We start from the raw sequence: 17,297 nt of genomic DNA on the forward strand, positions 1-17,297 counted from the left end.
TAAAAACAAGGAACTAAAGCGCGGCGCATGGATCAAATCTGATGTGACGCGCTTCAGAGGCTCGCGGCATGCCGGATATCAGGCATGCCGCAGGTCCCGGCTCCGGATCAGACGCGGTAGTAGCGGTTTGCCCGGCGTTCGGCTTCCTTCATCGCGTCCTCGGGCGACTTCTGGCCGGTGACGGCGGCGGCATACATGTCGACCAGCACGTAGTCGGCCATGGTCGCCGCCGAGGCGTAGCCGAGCGGCCCGGCATAACCGTTCGGACGCAGCTTTTCCGAGGCGCGCGCATAGGGCGCGTGAACCGGATCGGCAGTCCAGACCGGATTATTGGCGAAGGCCTTGAGGGGCTGGCAGCAATAGGCGCTGGAGCCCTGAATCCAGGCATTCATCTGATCGGCTTCCATCATGAACTTGATGTAGGCCTTGGCCGCTTCCGGATATTTGCTGTGCTTGAAGAGCAGCAGCGAGCTCGTCTGGAAAAGCTCGACGCTCTTGCCAACCGGCCCGATCGGGAAGTTCGTCGTGCGGATGTCCTTGGCGATCTCGGCGAGCTTCGGGTCGTTCTTGGCCGTGTAGTAGACCGAGACGCCGTTGGCGATCAGCGATACCTGGCCGGCGAGGAAGGCACGGTTGTTGTTGACATCCAGCCAGCTTTCCGTGCCCGGAATGAAGGTCGCGTAGAGCTCCTTGGCGTAGTTGATAGAGGCGAGCGTTTCCGGGCTGTTGATCGTCACGGTGCCGCTTTCGTCGACCATCTTGCCGCCATGGCTCCAGAGCAGCCAATGGGCGTAGTTGTTGCCGTCGCCGACCGCCTTGCCGTGCGGGAAGCCGGCGGGCGTGCCCTTTGCCTTCATCGCCTTGCAAAGCTCGAGGAAGCCTGCGGTATCGTTCGGGAATTCGTTGAAGCCGGCCGCCTTCACATGGCTGTCGCGATAGACGACGGCATTGCCGATTGTTGTCAGCGGCATGGCGATGAACTTGTCGTCGCGGGTGGCGTAACCCTTCAGGCCGTCATACCAGCCCTCGTATTTGTTGCCGAGATAGTTGCCGAGTTCAGTGAGATCGACCAGCTTGTCGGGATATTGGTGCGCGTCGTCGAACCAGCACATGATGAGATCCGGACCGGAGCCGACATTGGCCGCGACCGCTGCCTTCGGACGGATGTCCTCCCAGCTCTCCTTGTCGATACGCACTTCTACGCCCGTCGCCTCGGTGAACTTCTTGGTATTGGCGAGCCAGGCATCCTCATCGCCCTTCACGAAAGGCGTCCAGCGCAGCAGCCGCAGGCTGGCGCCGCTTTCCGGCGTGTAGGTCGGTTCGGCCTGCGCAAAGGACGGCTTGATGCCAAGGCCGGCGACACCGGCAACGGCTGCCGATGCAGCAAGAAATTCACGTCTCTTGATCGTCATGAGATTCCTCCTCATTGAAACAGCGGGAGCAATTCTCCGGCATTCACCTCCCGCTTGGTGAACGGCGGCCTGGCATCCCGGAGGCGTAAGCTCCCCTGGGAGGTTTGCGCTCCCGTGGGGCTCACCCCTCGAATGCTTGCGCTCCGGCGGAACGGAAGACTCCTCCTCTCCCCTTATCCCGCCGGATGGCGTCAGTCGGTCAATCTCATGCCGCCTTCGGCGTCGAAGAGATGCACATGCTTGGCGTCGATCGCCACGCGGATGGCTTCACCCGGACGGGCATCGACACGCTCGCGGAAGACGCAGCTGACATCGCTGCCGCCGAGGCGGACGGTCAGATGCGTCTCGTAGCCGGTCGGCTCGATTACCACGATCTCAGCCGGCAGCCCGTTGGCATCGAGCGAGATATATTCTGGGCGCAGCCCGTAGACGAGGTCACGGCCGATAGCGCTTGCCGGCGGATTGGAGACCGGCAGCCGCGTGCCGTTGGCAGCGACGAACTGGCTGGGGTTCTCCGGATCGAGCCTGCCGTGGATCATGTTCATTGCTGGCGAGCCGATGAAGCCGCCGACGAAGAGATTGGCGGGGCGGTCGTAAAGCTCGAGTGGGCTGCCGATCTGCTCGACGATGCCGTCATGCATGACGACGATCTTGTCGGCCATCGTCATCGCCTCGATCTGATCATGCGTGACGTAGACGGTCGTCGTTTTCAGGCGCTGGTGCAGTTCCTTGATCTCGGCGCGCATGGCGACGCGCAGTTTCGCATCGAGGTTGGACAGCGGCTCGTCGAACAGGAAGACTTCCGGATTGCGCACGATCGCCCGGCCCATGGCGACGCGCTGGCGCTGGCCGCCGGAAAGCTGGCGCGGATAACGGTCGAGCAGCTTGTCGAGACCGAGGATCCCGGCGGCATATTTCACCCGCTTTTCCGCTTCTGCCTTCGGCGATTTGTTGAGCATGAGCGAGAAGCCCATGTTCTGCTCCACCGTCATATGCGGGTAGAGCGCATAATTCTGGAACACCATGGCAATGTCGCGGTCCTTCGGCGGCAGCGTGTTGACGACGCGCCCGCCGATCCTGATCTCGCCGCCGGAAATATTCTCGAGCCCTGCCAGCATCCGCAGAAGCGTGGACTTGCCGCAGCCGGAGGGGCCGACGAGGATGACGAATTCGCCGTCGGCGATATCGATGTCCACCCCCTTGATGACGGGATGCGCGCCGAATGATTTCCGGACATCCGCGAATTGAACGTTTGCCATACTCCCTCCTCCCAGATCATGAGCACTGCATAACTGCATATAGGTCGCTTCGGCCGCAGCTGCAGGCCTTCTCACCCTCGCCCGACAAAGGGCATTTTTGTCGCCATGACAGTCATGGTCAGCACGTTGGCGCTGAGCGGCAGGCCGGCCATGTAGACGACCGCGTCGGCAATATGGGCCGGGTCGATCGTCGCCTCCGCGGCAATGCTGCCGTTGGCCTGCAGCACGCCGGCCGCAATTCTCGTCGTCATGTCGCTGGCGGCATTGCCGATATCGATCTGGCCGCAGGCGATGTCGAATTCGCGCCCGTCAAGCGCGGTGGATTTGGTCAGGCCCGTAATGGCGTGCTTCGTCGCGGTGTAAGGCGCGGAATTCGGGCGGGGCGTTGTGGCCGAGACCGAGCCGTTGTTGATGATGCGGCCGCCGCGCGGGGTCTGGCTCTTCATCAGCCGGAAGGCCTGCTGGGTGCAGAGGAAGGCACCGGTGAAATTGGCGGCGACGATCGCGCTCCACTGCTCGAAGGAAACCTCCTCGAGTGGCACTCCCGGCACAGTGACCCCGGCATTGTTGACCAGGAGGTCGAGCCGTCCGTATCTCTCCGAGATCGCGTCGAACAGAGCCCGCACCGAAGCGGGATCGCCGACATCGGCAGGAACCGCGAAAAACTCGGCCCCTGTTTCGCTGCCAAGATCGCTCGCCGCCTTCTCAAGCACATCGGCCCGTCGCCCTGAAATCACGACCCTGTAGCCGGCAGCGCCGAGTCCCCTTGATATGGCACGCCCGACACCGGTGCCGCCGCCGGTGACAAGCGCGATCCTTGCTTCTCCTCCCGCCGATATGCTCACGCAATCCTCCCGCCGAGTTCATCCTCGATATGCACCTGCAGAATTTCGTCGAAGCTCGTTTCCGCCGTAAAGCCGAGCGAAGAGGCTCTGGTCGCATCGAACTGAGTCGGCCAACCGGCGACGATGCGTTCAATCACGGGATCGGGCACGCGTTTGATGAGGGCGACCGCCTTGTCGCCGGCCACCCGGCGCAGAGCGTCGATCTCTTCGGAGACCAGCGCGGAAAGGCCCGGCATTGTGAGGTTGCGCCGCGCGCCGATCTTTTCGGTATCGATCGTCGCGGCATGGACGAAGAAGCCGACGGCCGCGCGCGGACTGGCAAACCAGTGCCGCACGCTGTCGCTGACCGGCAATATGGCTTCCTTGCCGACCAGCGGCTCGCGCAGAATGTTGGAGAAGAAACCGGAGGCCGCCTTGTTGGGTGCGCCGGGGCGCACGCAGATGGTCGGCAACCGGATGCCGATGCCGTCGAAGATGCCGCGGCGGGAATAATCGGCAAGCAGCAGTTCGGCGATCGCCTTTTGGGTGCCGTAGCTCGTCAGCGGCGTTGTGAAGAATTCGTCCGGAATGACCTCCGGGAACGGTGTGCCGAAGACGGCGATCGAGGAGGCAAAAACGACGCGCGGTACATAATCGCTCTTGAGGCCGAGCTGACGGATCGCATCAAACAGGGCGCGCGTGCCGTCAAGGTTGACGGCATAACCCTTGTCGAAATCTGCCTCGGCCTCACCCGACACGATGGCGGCCAGGTGAAAAATCAGATCCGGACGGCTTTCGATCAGCCTGTCGGCCGCACCGGCAGAGGCAAGGTCAACCGTCAGTGCCGTCGAGACGGGCCGAAGCGATGCCGGCACCGGCGGCTGAAACGCGTCCACCAGCGTCAGTCGACTGATGGGCCAGTCAAAAACCAGCGGCTCGCGTGCGATCTTTTCGACCAGCTTGCGGCCGACCATGCCGGCCGCGCCCAAAATCATCACATGCATTTCGGCTCTTCCTCCCGTCGGCCACTGTCATCGGTCAAGATCGCGCTGCCCGTCGTATTGTCCTTGGGGTCACTCCTGCCCGGCTCGCGACGCGATCTGAACCGGCCCGATCGGCATATGCCCGATCGAATTCAGATAGGTTTGCAACCTGCGGGTCAAGTCACCTTCCAAAGCCCTGCTCGTCAGCCCGCCAAATCCGACTCCATGACCATAGCTGGACCAACCTCCCGCATGGCTTCTTCTCCCGTTTCTGATCGGTGGTATCGATACCGGTATCGGTAACAGCGCCTATTTTTACCGTGCATGTCAAGTAGCGAGTGTTTTCCTTTTTTGGAAAAGAGCCTATGAGTCTGACGTTGCCCGCTGGCGAGGCAGTTCGACGATGGGGTCGGTGCGATGCGTAAATCCACACTGGAAGAGGTTGCCGCTGCGGCAGGCGTCAGCAAGATGACGGCATCGCGCGCTCTTCGCGGCGCCGCCGACGTCTCCAAGGAGACCCGCGAAAAGGTGCTTCAACAGGCCGAGCGGCTAAACTATGTCGGCAACCGGCTGGCGCTCTCACTGTCGTCGCAGCGCACCAATCTCGTCGCCGTCGTTGTTCCCAGCATGTCCAACATCGTCTTTCCCGAAATGCTGGCGGGCATTTCCGCGGGGCTGCGGGGATCCGGCATGCAGGCGGTGTTCGGCATCTCCGACTATGACATGGCGAAGGAACGGGAGATCATCCGCGACATGCTCTCCTGGCGGCCTGCCGCCATCATCGTGACGGGCCTCGATCAGCCGGCGGAAACGGTCAAAATGCTGCAGAATGCAGCCATTCCCGTCATCCAGCTGATGGACCTCGACGGCACACCGATCGATTTCAACGTTGGCCTCTCGCACGGCAAGGCTGGGGAAGAGATGGCAAAAGCGCTTTTGGCGGCCGGTCGCCGGCGGTTCGGTTATATCGGCAGCGCGATCGACAGAGATCTGCGCGCAGGCAAGCGGAAGGCCGGCTTCGAGAAAGTGCTGCGCGAGAGCGGCCTTTCCTTCGTGGACGAGCGGTTCAACGCCGCCTATTCCTCAGTGGCGCACGGCAAGCGGCTGTCGATGTCCATGCTTGCCGCGACCCGGGATCTCGATTGCATCTATTATTCCAACGATGACATGGCAACGGGCGGCGTCTTCGCATGCCTGGAACTCGGCATTTCCAGCCCTGCCGAAATCCTGATCGCCGGCTTCAACGGATTGGATGTTGCCAGTGCCCTCCCCGTCAGGATTGCGACCTCGATCTCGCCGCGGCGCCAGATGGGCGAAGCCGCCGCCGCGCTTCTGCTAGCCGCGAACAGCGGTGACGAAAACCGGATATGCGAAAAAGTAATTGCTTTCACTCCGGAGATCACCGGAGTCGATCGAGGTTAAAGGCCTCGCGTGCTTCAGGCGATTGAGCGCGTTCACTGGTCTCGACCGAGCTGTTTTACGAGATCGGCAAGCATTGCGGCCTGGCCCTTGAGAATCCTGATCTCAGCCTCTGCGATCGCAAACCACCCAGCGCGGTCGACCTCGGGAAAACTTTGGATCCGACCCGATCGCGGCGGCCATTCGATCTGAAACTCCGAACTCCGTACTTTCTCGACATCAAGCGTGACGTCCGCCTCCACCGACCAGACGACCACCACCTTTCCGCCAGGCTGGCGATATTCTCCGAGCGGGACGAAGCTTCCCTTGATTTCGACGCCAAGTTCCTCCTGCGCCTCCCGGATCGCTGCCGACAGTTCGTCTTCGCCGGCCTCGATCAATCCTTTCGGGATCGACCAGGCGCCCTCGTCCTTCTTTGCCCAGAAGGGACCGCCGGGATGAACGAGCAGGACCTCCAGCTTCCTCTCGCAAAGGCGGTAGATGAGAAGCCCGGCGCTACGGACCGGCATAGGCAACTCCCTCAATGATCATGGTCTTTCCTCGAGGACAACTTTCCGCGCGGTGGCGCGTTAGAGCTGACAGCCACACAGACGCGCGGAGAATATCATGCCCAAAGGATTTCGTTTCGACCTGCTTGCCAAGAGCGGCTATGTGGCGCGCGGTATCGTGTTCCTCCTCGTGGCGGGCCTCGCTCTCTTCTCCGGCGTTGCCGGGGGGAAGCCGGAAACGAAATCGGCACTTTCGACGCTTCTCGAACAGCCCTTCGGCCGCGTCTGGGTCGGGCTCATCGGCGTCGGACTTCTGGGTTTCGTCGCTTGGCGACTGGCGCAGTCGCTCGCCGACAGCGACGGCCATGGCCGCGACACTAAGGCCATCGCCATCCGCGCGGTTTTCTTCGGCAGCGCCGTTGTCTATCTCGGGCTTGCCGGATACGCGCTGGGGCACGCACTCTTCAGCGGCGGCGGAAGCGAAGGCTCGGGTGAGAAGGGATTGGCCCAGTGGATCATGTCGCAGCCGTTCGGCGCCTATCTTGCCATGGCCGTCGGTCTCGGCTTCATCATCGGCGGGGTCGTGACGGCGGCTAAGGGCATCACCAGGAAATTCGAGCGCTATCTCAGGCTCGCCGACGCCAGCGGCGTGGTGACCTCGGTCTGCGTCTACGGCCTCGTCGCCCGCGGCATCGTCTTTGTGATCACCGGAATCTTTTTCGCCTATGCAGGTTTTCGTGTTGACCCTGAGCAGGCAGGCAGCATGGCGGACGCGCTCGAATGGGTGAGACGGCTTCCTTTCGGCGCCATCCTCTATATCGCCGTGGCGATCGGACTGGCGGCCTTTGGGATCTATAACCTCGTCGAAGCGCGCTATCGCATCGTGCACAGCCCGTCCCTTGACGACGTGAAACATTCGATCCCCACACCTGGCCATTAGCAAAAACGGCGGCTTCCCAAGCAGGCGGGCTGCGCCATCTCTGTCAGATGATCTATTTTACCGGCGATACCCATTTTGCAGATCCCCGCGTCCTTCGCATCGACCGACGCCCCTTTCCCGACATGACGTCCCACGACGTGACCCTGATCCAGAACTGGAACGAAATCATTGGCCCGCAGGACGATATCTGGCATCTCGGCGACTTCATGTCGTTCCGCGGCGGGGACTGCGACCAGCTCCTTTCGATGCTGAACGGGCGGAAGCACCTCATCATCGGGAATAATGATCCCCCGGCGACGACAGAGGCGACGGGATGGGCAAGCGTTCAGCACTACAGTGAGATGACGCTGGACGATCATCTGCTGATCCTGTGCCATTACCCCTTCCGCACCTGGAAGAAGATGGGGAAGAAGTCGATCAATCTGCACGGACATTCCCACGGCCGCCTCAAGCCCCTGCCCCGCCAGTACGATGTCGGCGTCGATGCGCAGGGCCTCAGGCCGGTGTCGCTGCAAGCCCTGTTGTCAACGAAGCCGGGGTCATGATGCCGCTGAAAAGCGCTAAGCGACAGAACGAAATGAAGGCCTGGTTCTCTTCGCTGGCGCCGGTCCAGCCGACCGAGATGCTCGGCCTGTGGCGAGGTGCGGGCATACCATCGGATCACCCGCTCGACGGCGTTCTCGAGAACCTCGGCTGGTTCGGCAAGCGGTTTCACGCCGACATGCGCGCGGACGCCCTCCTCTTTCAGTGGCGGTCGGATCGGCTGGTGGCGATCGAACCCGGAATTATCCCAATCAGCCTGGCGATCAAGGCGGCGCCGTTCGGCCGCACTCGGATCGCCCGGAACTGGTTCTCCTATCTGCAGAAGGCACTCCGGGCGCGGGGCACGACCGCCTCGTTGAAGCTTCGGACGTTCGACAACGTCAGCACTGCTGCGATGGTCTACGACAGGCAGCCTATCGCCGACTATTTCCGCAGGATGGGAGATCACGAAGTGGCCGGTATGATGTGCGTCGATAATGATCCCCGTCGCTATTTCTTCAATCTCCGCAAGATCGAAGTCGTATCTCAGCGAGCCGTCCCAGATTGAATAAGGAGGCGGCTGCCCGATGCTGCCACGATGGCGCCAGCGCCTCGGCGCCGGGAACAATCTGCCGCGTTCGCCAGTTGTAAGGGCACGCTAGCGTGGGGGATATCATGCGTGCCGTCCTGATCGCGACTTTGCTCTCGCTCTCCTGCTTGCCGTCGAACGTAAAGGCGTCCGAGGCAGGGTTTTTGCAATCCTTGGCAGGTGACTGGAGCGGGGGTGGAATGGTGCTCACCAAGATAGGCGGCACCAATTTCAATGTCTCGTGTACCCTCAGATCAGATGCCAGCGCATCCGCCGTCTCGATGAACGGAAAATGCCGCGGCTTGGCGGTTTTCACCCGAAGTTTCTCGGCGAGTGTGAAGGCAGCCGGGCAGCGTTACACTGGCAATTACATCGGTCCATCGGGGCAGCCGTCCAAGCTTGCCGGCAGCAGGAACGGTGAAGCACTGAACCTGCGCGTGACCTGGGCGCGGATCGTCAATGGCGATCGAGACGCCACGCTGATGATTGAGAAAGTCGGGCAAGACAGGTTGCGACTGCAAACGGTTGACCGAGATCCGGCCTCGGGCGAGTCGGTCGTGACGAGCCGCATCGATCTACAGCGTCCCTCGCCAGCGAAGAAGTGAGGCGTCCTCCTCCTGATATGAAGAGGTTTTCCCGCCGCAGCGCCTTCAGTGCTTTTTGGCGTGATGGTCGCCTCGGTCGCCTTCCCCGGGCTTGGTGTCATTCTTTGCCCGCCGCCGCTTGTCTGCCGACAGCGAGCGGCCGACGTCGTCGGATTCCTTGAAGCGACCGCGATCGTCGCGGCGGACGTAGCGCTTGTCGGTGCCCGTATCTACCAGGTCACGTTTCGACATGATCGTCTCCTTTGCTGTTGGATTAGGGAAACGCACAAGATTCCAAAAGGATGCATGGCTCAGCTTCCAGAAGACGCCTCGGCGACGTTTTTGAAGACCATGCTTTAGGCGGCCATCCTGACAAGCGCATCGGTGAGCTTGCGGGTATCGTAAGGCTTGGAGAAGAAGACGCCGCGCTCGGGTAAAGCGCCCGCCTCCGGCTGCTTCATGCCGGAGACGATGATGATTTCCACCGGCGGCCAGCGGTCGCGGACAGCCTTTGCCAGCATCAAGCCATCCATGCTGCCCGGCATGTCGATATCAGTAAACAGGATCCGGATGCCGGGCACTCTTTCGAAAAGCATCAGCGCCTCGTCGGCATTGCGTGCCTCGAGCGCCTCAAAGCCTGCCTCCTCGACGATGGCGACCGCCATCATCAGCAGCAGAGCTTCGTCCTCGACCACGACTACCTTGGTTTTCATGTCTGGCTCGTATGCTTTTCGTCCCGGCTTGGAGGGTCAACTTCGCCTTTGGCAACCGGTTCCCCAATCGAAAATATTACTTCGAAGATGAGGCCTTCGGTCTGGTAGTCCACCCGGGATCGCGCCTGCGCCTTCGAAGGGAAGGCACGTTCTATGAGCACCGAGCCGAAGCCCTTTTTCGTCGGCGTCGAGACCGGCGGGCCACCGGCTTCCGTCCACAGAAGCTGGACGCGTCCATCCTCATGTTTCCATTCGATGGTGACTGTTCCATTTTCGCTGCCGAGGCTTCCATACTTGGTTGCATTGGTCGCCAGCTCATGAATCACGAGCGAGAGCGGCAGGGCGGTGTCTGCGGGAAGAACGACGTCCGGTCCTTCGAGATGAATGCGCTCGGCTTGCGAGGCGACATGCGCCCGCAGGGCTGCGGAGAGGATATCCCGAATGGGCGAAGCCGACCCCTCCCGCGACAGGATGAGGTCATAGGTGCCGGCGAGGGCTGCGAGCCGCTCGGCGAAGGAACTGTATCTCTCCGGATCGGACCGCGAGAAGGTTTGTCTGGCAATCGCCTGCACGAGCGTGAAGCCATTCTTGACGCGATGCGCCAGCTCACGGACGAGCAGGCTTCGTTCCTCCTCCGCCTGCTGATTTTGGCGCCTGCGCTCTTCGAGTTCATCGAGCAGCCGATCGAAGGTTGCGCCGACCTGCCCCAGCTCGCCCGGTCCCTTCATGCCGGTCCGCGCCGTCGTCTGACCGCTGCGCCAACTTTCCATCACATCCGCGATCCTGGAGATCGGTATCAGGATGAAGCGGTTGCCGATAAAAATCGCGGCGAGGAAGGCGAAAAGCGCGCCGCCGATGATGGCGAGCGTATTCATCAGCGTCGCCCGGTCGATCGGCGCGAAGGCTTCCGCTTTCGAGAAGCCGGCGCTGACATAGAGTGGGTTGGAAGGCAAGGCTATCGGGCGATAGCCGACGATATGCGCTGTTCCGTCCTGGCCGGTCATCTCGATGACATCAGGCTGTTCGGCGTGGATCAGCCGCTGGTATTCCTCGGGCATAACCGTACCGACGAACTGTTCGGGAGAGGGAACGTGCGCAATGATAGTCCCTTTGGCGTCGGCGAGCGTCACCGCATTGCCGGGAGCAACACCGCGCTCGGTGATGCGGTTCTGCAGCCAGTCCAGCCGAATTCCGCTGATGATCATCGCCTTGATGCTATCGCCTTCCATCAGCGGCATCGCGAGCGGCAACACCGGGCGATCGGAAAGGCGGCTCTGCGTATAGGTGCCGACGACGAAGTCTTTGGTCTCCAGAGTCTGCCGGAAGTAATCGCGGTCGGAAAACACCACGCCCGGGGGAAAAGCCATGCTTCCGCAGATCGGCCGCCCATCGAGACCGGCGACGAAGATGGTGCGGATGTTGGGGATGCTTTCGACAACCGACTTCAGTGCATCGTTGCAAGCCTGGACGTCGAGGTGCCGGACGGAAGGCATGGCGGATACGGCGACGAGAAGGGCGTGCAGACCCTCGATGATCCGTTCGACTTCCGACGAGGCTTGCCTCGCCGCCTGCGCCGCGGAGGCGCGCACTTCCTCGTTGCGCTGGTGGCGGAGCGCGACTTCGTTGTAGACGAGCATCGCAACCACCGGCGCCAGCGCCGCGACCGCAACTGCAACCAGTTTGAGCCTCATCCTGTCCCCTTTCGGAAAAGGGTTGGTAGCATGAGCGAGACGATCCGGCCCAGACCGCGCGCGCAATCTTGTTTACAAAATATCAACATACGAATCCCGATGCGGGTACGTAAGCCTTGCCGGGCTTTGCATCGCGGCTAGTTAAATCAAAGATGAGTGATGCCAAAAGCACTTCCTCTGAAACCTCTCCAGCGGGGTGTGTTCCGCCACGGCCGCTGTCTGGCGCAATGGCGGATGAGGTCGAACGTCTTTTATCGGGCCGAACCCGCGATATCCGACTGACGGGCGAGCTGCGCCGCCGTTTTGACGAAAGGCTGTGGCGGCAGACCGCGAAGGTCATCCGCTCCTGGATGATTTGGGTCGCATTCGTCGATGTTCTGACGCTGGCGCTGAACGCACTCCTGCTTCCCGGGCAGATCGTTCTGTCGATGATTGCCCCCGCCTGCCTTTTGCCGCCGGCGGCAATCTTGACCGCGGTCGTCTGGAACAAGCCGCGGCCGGCGGCCGTTCAGCGGGCGTCGCTGCTTGTGGGAATGTTCCTTATTCTCCTCTCGGTCGGGCTCGTCGGCGTTTATGCCGGCGGCGAATTTTACGAGCGGCATTTGAGCATCATGTTGTTCGTCGCGACGAGCGCAATCACCATCTTCAGCGTACCGCTGGCCTGGACGATTGCAATTGCCTGTTATGCCCTTTGTCTCTACTTCATCCTCCAATGGTACAACCCGCTCTTGGAAGCGGGCAGTGTCGTCGCCGCGACCCTGTTCTTTTCCTGTGGGATCATCGCGACGGTGGTCGCCAGGCGAACGATGAACATCCTGGCGCAGAAGACATTTCTTCTGGACTGCAGGGATCAACGCCGTGTCGCGGAGCTGGCCGACGCGAACGCCCGATTGGAGCGGCTGGCCCGAACCGACCCGCTCACCGGGATCGCCAATCGCCGTTGGATGATGGAAACGCTCGAGGGCCTCTGGCGCAACGGCCGCGAAACTGGCGTCGCCATGCTGATGTGCGATATTGATCATTTCAAGGGGCTGAACGATAAGCTCGGCCATGGCGAAGGCGATCGCTGCCTCGTCAAGGTTGCCGGCATCATCCAGAGCTGCGTGCGCGCAGATCGCGATCTTGTCTCTCGACATGGCGGCGAGGAATTTCTCATCGTGCTTCCTGATGTCGATGAAGAAGAGGCCGTCGCGGTCGCCAGGCGAATACGTGAAAGCGTGGAAGCGGCCGCCCTGCCGAATCCGGCCTCCAGCGTTGGCCCCTCGGTGACGCTGAGCGTCGGGGTGGCGTTCAAATCGGCACTCGATACGGATGTTTCGTTGGCCAATCTCCAGCACGAGGCCGACATGGCGCTTTACCGCGCCAAGGAAGCCGGACGCAACCAGGTCTCGATCTTTCGTCGTCCGCCTGCTGCCGCCGGGCAGACCGCCGCGCGACGTCAGGGGTAGCGGATAGGCAGATCGATCAGAGCTCCTTCCCCCGAACGATCATCCAGCCCGCAGCCACATAGTCGACGGTCGCGGGAAGGCCGGCCCTATGGCCAGTCGGGTGATTGAGGTCATCGGATCACCAGGATCAATACCATCGCGATGGCGGAGATGAAGCCGGTGACGCTCAGACCGAATGTCAGATATTCGGCTGTCTTTTGCCCGTGATGGCCAAGCTCCACGTTTCCAAGCACAGCCGCGAAGCCTCCGGCCAACCAGCTCGCCAACGTCAATATGCCAAGGAGAAGCGCCCAATGTGCTGCTGTGTCCATCGTCTTGCTCCCGTTACGGCTACTTTTCCTCGCAAGGGAAACGCTCCTGCGCGTCTGATCAGTAACCACATAGCTGCCGTTTTGTTTCCGTGCGGTATCTGCAATTCGTCCAAAGCCGCCAACTAGTTCATCGGCCATCAGCAGTCGTGTTTTCAGCAGATCTCTTGGATTCTCCTTCGGTAACCAGTCGGGGAAACAATCTGGCCCTCAATGAAGGCAGCGATCGTCTCAAAACCACGCCCGTTGATCGCCATCAGCCGAGAAACGAAATTTCGCCCCCCGGGCGTCAGGCGTCCTCCGAAAGCGCGGAAAACTCGCGGGCTTTCAACGTAGACATGGGAATTCTCCTGGGTGAGATCCTATGGGAGCGACCCGGCGCCGAACGCGCCGGGTCGCTGTGTTAGGCTGTCTTCAGGGCCGGAACCGCGCGACGGTCGAGAGCGCCGCTCAACACGGTCAGCAACAGAGCGATGACAACCAGGATGGCACCAACCCAAGGGGTCGCACCGAGGCCAAGCGGCGATTCAACCACCAGGCCGCCCAGCCATGCGCCGATCGCGATGCCTAGGTTGAAGGCGGCAATATTGAGAGCCGATGCGACGTCCACGGCACCCGGACGGTGTTCTTTGGCCAGTTTGACGACATAGAGCTGGAGGCCGGGCACGTTGCCGAACTGAAGGAACCCGAGCGCAGCAAGGGTGACGATCGCCAGAACCGGCAAGGCCGCGGTAAAGGTCAAGATGACAAGTACAATGGCCTGCAAGATGAACAGACAGATCAATGCCTTGACCGGGTTAAGGTTGGCGATCCTGCCGCCGGCAATGTTGCCGATTGCGATTGCGATGCCGTAGAGAACCAGAATAAGGCCGACGCTCTCCTCGGAGAAGCCGGTGATTTCCTGCAGGATCGGCGCCAGGAAGGTGAAGGCGACGAAGGTTCCGCCGTAGCCAAGCGCTGTCATTGCGAAGACGATGAGCAGACGACCGGAGCCAAGAACGCGAAGCTGATCGAGCAGGCTTGCCGGCGGCGCCTTCTTGAGCGTGTGCGGCAACAGGGCGGCAATGGCGAGGAAGGCGATGACGCCGAGTGCGGCAACGGCCCAGAAAGTCGCGCGCCAACCGAGGATCTGGCCAATATAGGTGCCGAGTGGCACGCCCGTGATGATGGCAACTGTCAGGCCCATGAACATCATGGCAATGGCCGAAGCGCGGCGGTTCTCCGGCACGAGATCGGCGGCAATGGTCGAGCCGACCGAGAAGAACACGCCATGGGCGAAGGCGGCGATCACCCGGGCCACAAGCAGCAGATCGTAGCCCGGCGACGACGCCGCGATTGTATTGCCAACGATGAACAAGGCCATTAGGCCGAGCAGCAACGGCTTTCTTTCGATTTTGGCAGTGAGCGCCGTCAGGATCGGCGCGCCAAAGGTGACGCCGAGCGCATAGACGCTGACGATAAGCCCGGCAAGCGGCAGGGTAATGTTGAGGTCTGTGGCAACGGTCGGCAAAAGACCGACAATCACGAATTCTGTGGTACCGATCGCATAGGCCGCGATCGTCAAGGCTAAGATTGCTAAAGGCATAATAAATTCCTTTCCGCTCGCCGTTGAAGGTGGCGGCTGCAAAGACAGCAGCGCTGCCAGACGAAGTTGTTGACCGCAATATGATTGCACGGGACTTTTGTGATAATCGGCAATATTGAGGAAACAGATGTGAATCGAATTCACAGGACAACACGATGGATAATCGCACTGGTGAAATGGAAGTATTTGTAAATGCGGCGGAATTGCAGAGTTTTTCGGCGGCCGGACGGCGCCTGAAACTTTCGCCATCGGCGGTGAGCAAGCTTGTCACCAGGATTGAGGACCGGCTCGGGACCCGACTGCTCGTCCGCTCAACCCGCACGATGACGCTCACGCCGGAAGGCGAAATTTATCTGGAGAGAGCCCGGCGAATCCTGGGCGACATTGCGGAGACTGAACGGATCATCGCGTCTGGCAGAAAAGTCGCGCCGCGAGGGATTCTCAGGGTCAATGCCTCCGTTGGCTTTGGCGAACGCTATCTCCTCCCGCTCGTCCCGAAGTTCCTCAAACTCTATCCCGAAGTGCAACTCGACATATCACTTACGGACGGCGTCATTGGCTTGATCGAAGAGCGGACCGACATTGCGATCCGCTCCGGCCCCATGGAAGATTCGTCACTGAAAGCCCGGAAACTCCTTGAAAGCCGGCGCGTCATTGTTGCATCTCAGGCCTATCTGGATGCCCATGGCATACCAAAGACACCGGCCGATCTCGCTGGCCACAATTGCCTGACTTTCAATTTCCGCCGAACGCTCAACGAGTGGCCCTTTCGAGCGCCGGGATCGACCGAGATGTATCGGTTGCCCGTATCCGGCAACAGCGCGGTCAACAGCGGAATGGCCATACGCAGGTTGTGCCTTGCCGGCGTTGGTTTGGCTCGGATCGGCCAATTTCATGTAGAGCCAGAGATCGACTCTGGATTACTCACCCCCGTGCTGGAAGAATACAATCCTGAAGACATCGAATTGATCCACGCAGTATTCGCCGGGTACGAGCACCTCGCAGCCCGCATTCGCGCTTTCATAGATTTCCTTGCGGAAAATGTCGGCAAAGATCGTTCGCCGGAACAGGTCATCTGAAACTCTAGAAAGGTAAGGTGCAAATACATGGTCCACCCTAAAATACGGTATCAAGCCTGAGCGCTTTGCCCAGCTGCCGAGTGGCGACGTCCGCCGGTCTGTTCTCGCGCATCTCGGCCGACCCAATCTCAGGCCTGTGCCGAAGCAAGTCGATTGTGCATTCTCGAGCGGCCGATAATCCCACCGACGCCCATCCGTCGCTTGCCCTAAACCCTGACGATACGCTTGCCGGGATTTGGACCCCTTTCCGGCGCGGGCTCCTTTCTGTTGATTGGCGCCACCTCTGCTGCCCTATTTCAAGCGAGGGGAAGACAACGACCGGTAGTTGGATGTCTGTCACGGTACGGGCGATCCTCTCGAGTGTCCGACCTACCGCACGTCAGCGGCTTGACTCGCGGCTTTCTGCCGAGGTTGCGGGCATTCCTTTCACCGCAGATTTCAAGGGCGCTCGTCAACGTGGACATAGACTCGAGGGAGTTGGTCGGAACCTTGGCGATGTCCTGAATGGCCGCGTTCCTTGTGGTAAAACCCGTCAATGTAGTACGAAGTCAAGCCGATCAAATCGCTGGCCGCTGGCGGTGGAAGGACTTGAGCGGCCCTGCCGCTTTAAAGTGGGTGATCCCTCACGGCAGGGTGGGTGCCCTGGCTAACAGAACGGACACATAGGCCCTGGTGGATCAAGCAAAATCGCCCGAATGTGCGAAGCGCCAAAGGCGGGCATCGGACAGGCAGCCGGTTGACGCTCGCCGCTTCCGACCCCATCTGCTCCGGTATGCCCAACACGAAGACGAAAAATAAGAGCGATGATCCCGAGCTGATCAGGGAGTGGTCACTCCCCGTGGAGGCGACGCTCGGATCGGCTGTCAGGGTGAAGGGAATCCTGCAGGAGATCCGGTCCCGCCTGCCCCCGGCGGTCAGAAAGTCGCTGGATGTGCAGTCGGGCGAGCTTACCCTCGTCATGCCGGAGACTTCGAAGACGGCGTTTCGCGCGACCTCGTCGATTGTGACCGAAGCCCTCCAGAACATTTCAGACCTTCGGATCATCCCTCGCGAGATCGAGGACATCCTAACGATCACGGCCTCTGAAAGGATGCGTTGGCTGGAGGATGGGCGTCTTCCGAGCGCTGGAACGAGAACCGTCCGGCTGCAAGGCCGAGCGCGACGGATCACCTTCCACGTATTTGATCCACGGGTTGTAGAGGATCTGCTCGACCGCGGGGCCGTGGACGAATGGCGCGAGCAAGACGCGGTGGTGAAAGCGGAAAACCGGCGACGCGCCGCCTATCAGGCGAAGCTGACGCGTTCACTGAAAAAACAAGAAAAAGTCAAACAAGCTGATGCGAACGATGACGACCCCGCGACCGGGCTGAGCGGTTGGGACGAGTTCGGGAACGAAGGCCTGCTGCGGTAGGATTGGCGGCGTTCGCATCGCAAAATGATCGCAGGAGTTACC

Annotated in this window: 18 protein-coding genes; 8 read left to right on the forward strand and 10 right to left on the reverse strand. The window is 60.9% G+C overall.

What is annotated here, in order from left to right; all coding sequences use genetic code 11:
* Positions 1-107: 107 nt before the first annotated feature.
* The 4 genes from ACQ7C1_RS05410 to denD form a co-directional block, all read right to left on the reverse strand.
* Positions 108-1,412, reverse strand: coding sequence for an ABC transporter substrate-binding protein (locus tag ACQ7C1_RS05410; protein WP_085781386.1), 1,305 nt, complete (start codon positions 1,410-1,412; stop codon positions 108-110).
* Positions 1,413-1,603: 191 nt separating this feature from the next.
* Positions 1,604-2,671 carry an ABC transporter ATP-binding protein gene (locus ACQ7C1_RS05415; protein WP_085781385.1) on the reverse strand — a complete coding sequence of 356 codons (1,068 nt, stop codon included), beginning with the start codon at positions 2,669-2,671 and terminating at the stop codon, positions 1,604-1,606.
* A 71-nt stretch (positions 2,672-2,742) separates the two neighbouring features.
* Positions 2,743-3,516 (reverse strand): SDR family oxidoreductase, encoded by a 774-nt coding sequence (locus ACQ7C1_RS05420; RefSeq protein ID WP_430957587.1) that lies wholly within the window; start codon positions 3,514-3,516, stop codon positions 2,743-2,745.
* A complete protein-coding gene (gene denD, locus ACQ7C1_RS05425) occupies positions 3,513-4,499 on the reverse strand; it encodes a D-erythronate dehydrogenase (protein ID WP_430957588.1) in 987 nt (328 codons plus the stop codon). The genes ACQ7C1_RS05420 and denD overlap by 4 nt, the downstream gene beginning before the upstream one ends.
* A gap of 396 nt (positions 4,500-4,895) precedes the next feature.
* On the opposite strand from denD, the gene ACQ7C1_RS05430 reads away from it, so the two are divergent.
* A complete protein-coding gene (locus tag ACQ7C1_RS05430) occupies positions 4,896-5,900 on the forward strand; it encodes a LacI family DNA-binding transcriptional regulator (protein ID WP_085781382.1) in 1,005 nt (334 codons plus the stop codon).
* A 32-nt stretch (positions 5,901-5,932) separates the two neighbouring features.
* On the opposite strand, the gene ACQ7C1_RS05435 is transcribed toward ACQ7C1_RS05430, so the two are convergent.
* Positions 5,933-6,406, reverse strand: a complete 474-nt coding sequence (locus ACQ7C1_RS05435) for an NUDIX domain-containing protein (RefSeq protein WP_221113700.1) — start codon at positions 6,404-6,406, stop codon at positions 5,933-5,935.
* A 97-nt stretch (positions 6,407-6,503) separates the two neighbouring features.
* Here ACQ7C1_RS05435 and ACQ7C1_RS05440 point away from each other — a divergent pair, with 97 nt between their 5' ends.
* The 4 genes from ACQ7C1_RS05440 (at position 6,504) to ACQ7C1_RS05455 (ending at position 9,041) form a co-directional block, all read left to right on the forward strand.
* On the forward strand, positions 6,504-7,325 hold the full coding sequence (locus ACQ7C1_RS05440; protein WP_085781380.1) for a DUF1206 domain-containing protein: 822 nt from the start codon (positions 6,504-6,506) through the stop codon (positions 7,323-7,325).
* A 47-nt stretch (positions 7,326-7,372) separates the two neighbouring features.
* Complete coding sequence (locus tag ACQ7C1_RS05445) at positions 7,373-7,870, forward strand: metallophosphoesterase family protein (RefSeq protein ID WP_085781379.1); 498 nt, start codon at positions 7,373-7,375, stop codon at positions 7,868-7,870.
* Positions 7,870-8,415, forward strand: a complete 546-nt coding sequence (locus ACQ7C1_RS05450; RefSeq protein WP_221139109.1) for a GXWXG domain-containing protein — start codon at positions 7,870-7,872, stop codon at positions 8,413-8,415. The genes ACQ7C1_RS05445 and ACQ7C1_RS05450 overlap by 1 nt, the downstream gene beginning before the upstream one ends.
* A 107-nt stretch (positions 8,416-8,522) precedes the next feature.
* On the forward strand, positions 8,523-9,041 hold the full coding sequence (locus tag ACQ7C1_RS05455) for a hypothetical protein (RefSeq protein WP_221128196.1): 519 nt from the start codon (positions 8,523-8,525) through the stop codon (positions 9,039-9,041).
* Positions 9,042-9,086: 45 nt separating this feature from the next.
* Here ACQ7C1_RS05455 and ACQ7C1_RS05460 read toward each other — a convergent pair whose 3' ends face one another.
* From ACQ7C1_RS05460 to ACQ7C1_RS05470, 3 genes are all read right to left on the reverse strand, one after another.
* On the reverse strand, positions 9,087-9,272 hold the full coding sequence (locus tag ACQ7C1_RS05460) for a hypothetical protein (protein ID WP_430957589.1): 186 nt from the start codon (positions 9,270-9,272) through the stop codon (positions 9,087-9,089).
* A 104-nt stretch (positions 9,273-9,376) separates the two neighbouring features.
* Positions 9,377-9,733, reverse strand: a complete 357-nt coding sequence (locus ACQ7C1_RS05465) for a response regulator (RefSeq protein ID WP_221139101.1) — start codon at positions 9,731-9,733, stop codon at positions 9,377-9,379.
* The gene (locus tag ACQ7C1_RS05470) at positions 9,730-11,424 is read right to left on the reverse strand and encodes a sensor histidine kinase (protein WP_221139100.1); all 1,695 of its coding nucleotides are present in this window, start codon (positions 11,422-11,424) and stop codon (positions 9,730-9,732) included. The genes ACQ7C1_RS05465 and ACQ7C1_RS05470 overlap by 4 nt, the downstream gene beginning before the upstream one ends.
* 152 nt (positions 11,425-11,576) lie before the next feature.
* Here ACQ7C1_RS05470 and ACQ7C1_RS05475 point away from each other — a divergent pair, with 152 nt between their 5' ends.
* Positions 11,577-12,872, forward strand: a complete 1,296-nt coding sequence (locus ACQ7C1_RS05475) for a GGDEF domain-containing protein (RefSeq protein ID WP_221139263.1) — start codon at positions 11,577-11,579, stop codon at positions 12,870-12,872.
* A gap of 110 nt (positions 12,873-12,982) precedes the next feature.
* On the opposite strand, the gene ACQ7C1_RS05480 is transcribed toward ACQ7C1_RS05475, so the two are convergent.
* Positions 12,983-13,321 carry a hypothetical protein gene (locus tag ACQ7C1_RS05480; RefSeq protein WP_430957590.1) on the reverse strand — a complete coding sequence of 113 codons (339 nt, stop codon included), beginning with the start codon at positions 13,319-13,321 and terminating at the stop codon, positions 12,983-12,985.
* Between the two features lie 262 nt (positions 13,322-13,583).
* Positions 13,584-14,765: an MFS transporter gene (locus ACQ7C1_RS05485; RefSeq protein WP_221113697.1), complete on the reverse strand. Its 1,182-nt coding sequence runs from the start codon at positions 14,763-14,765 to the stop codon at positions 13,584-13,586.
* Positions 14,766-14,920: 155 nt separating this feature from the next.
* Between ACQ7C1_RS05485 and ACQ7C1_RS05490 the strand changes: the two genes are divergently transcribed.
* Both ACQ7C1_RS05490 and ACQ7C1_RS05495 read left to right on the forward strand, forming a co-directional pair.
* Positions 14,921-15,844, forward strand: coding sequence for a LysR family transcriptional regulator (locus tag ACQ7C1_RS05490; RefSeq protein ID WP_221128194.1), 924 nt, complete (start codon positions 14,921-14,923; stop codon positions 15,842-15,844).
* Between the two features lie 772 nt (positions 15,845-16,616).
* Positions 16,617-17,255, forward strand: coding sequence for a hypothetical protein (locus ACQ7C1_RS05495; protein ID WP_183705635.1), 639 nt, complete (start codon positions 16,617-16,619; stop codon positions 17,253-17,255).
* Positions 17,256-17,297: the final 42 nt, after the last annotated feature.

The sequence above is a fragment of the Rhizobium sp. Nf11,1 genome (assembly GCF_050587665.1).
Classification (GTDB): domain Bacteria; phylum Pseudomonadota; class Alphaproteobacteria; order Rhizobiales; family Rhizobiaceae; genus Rhizobium.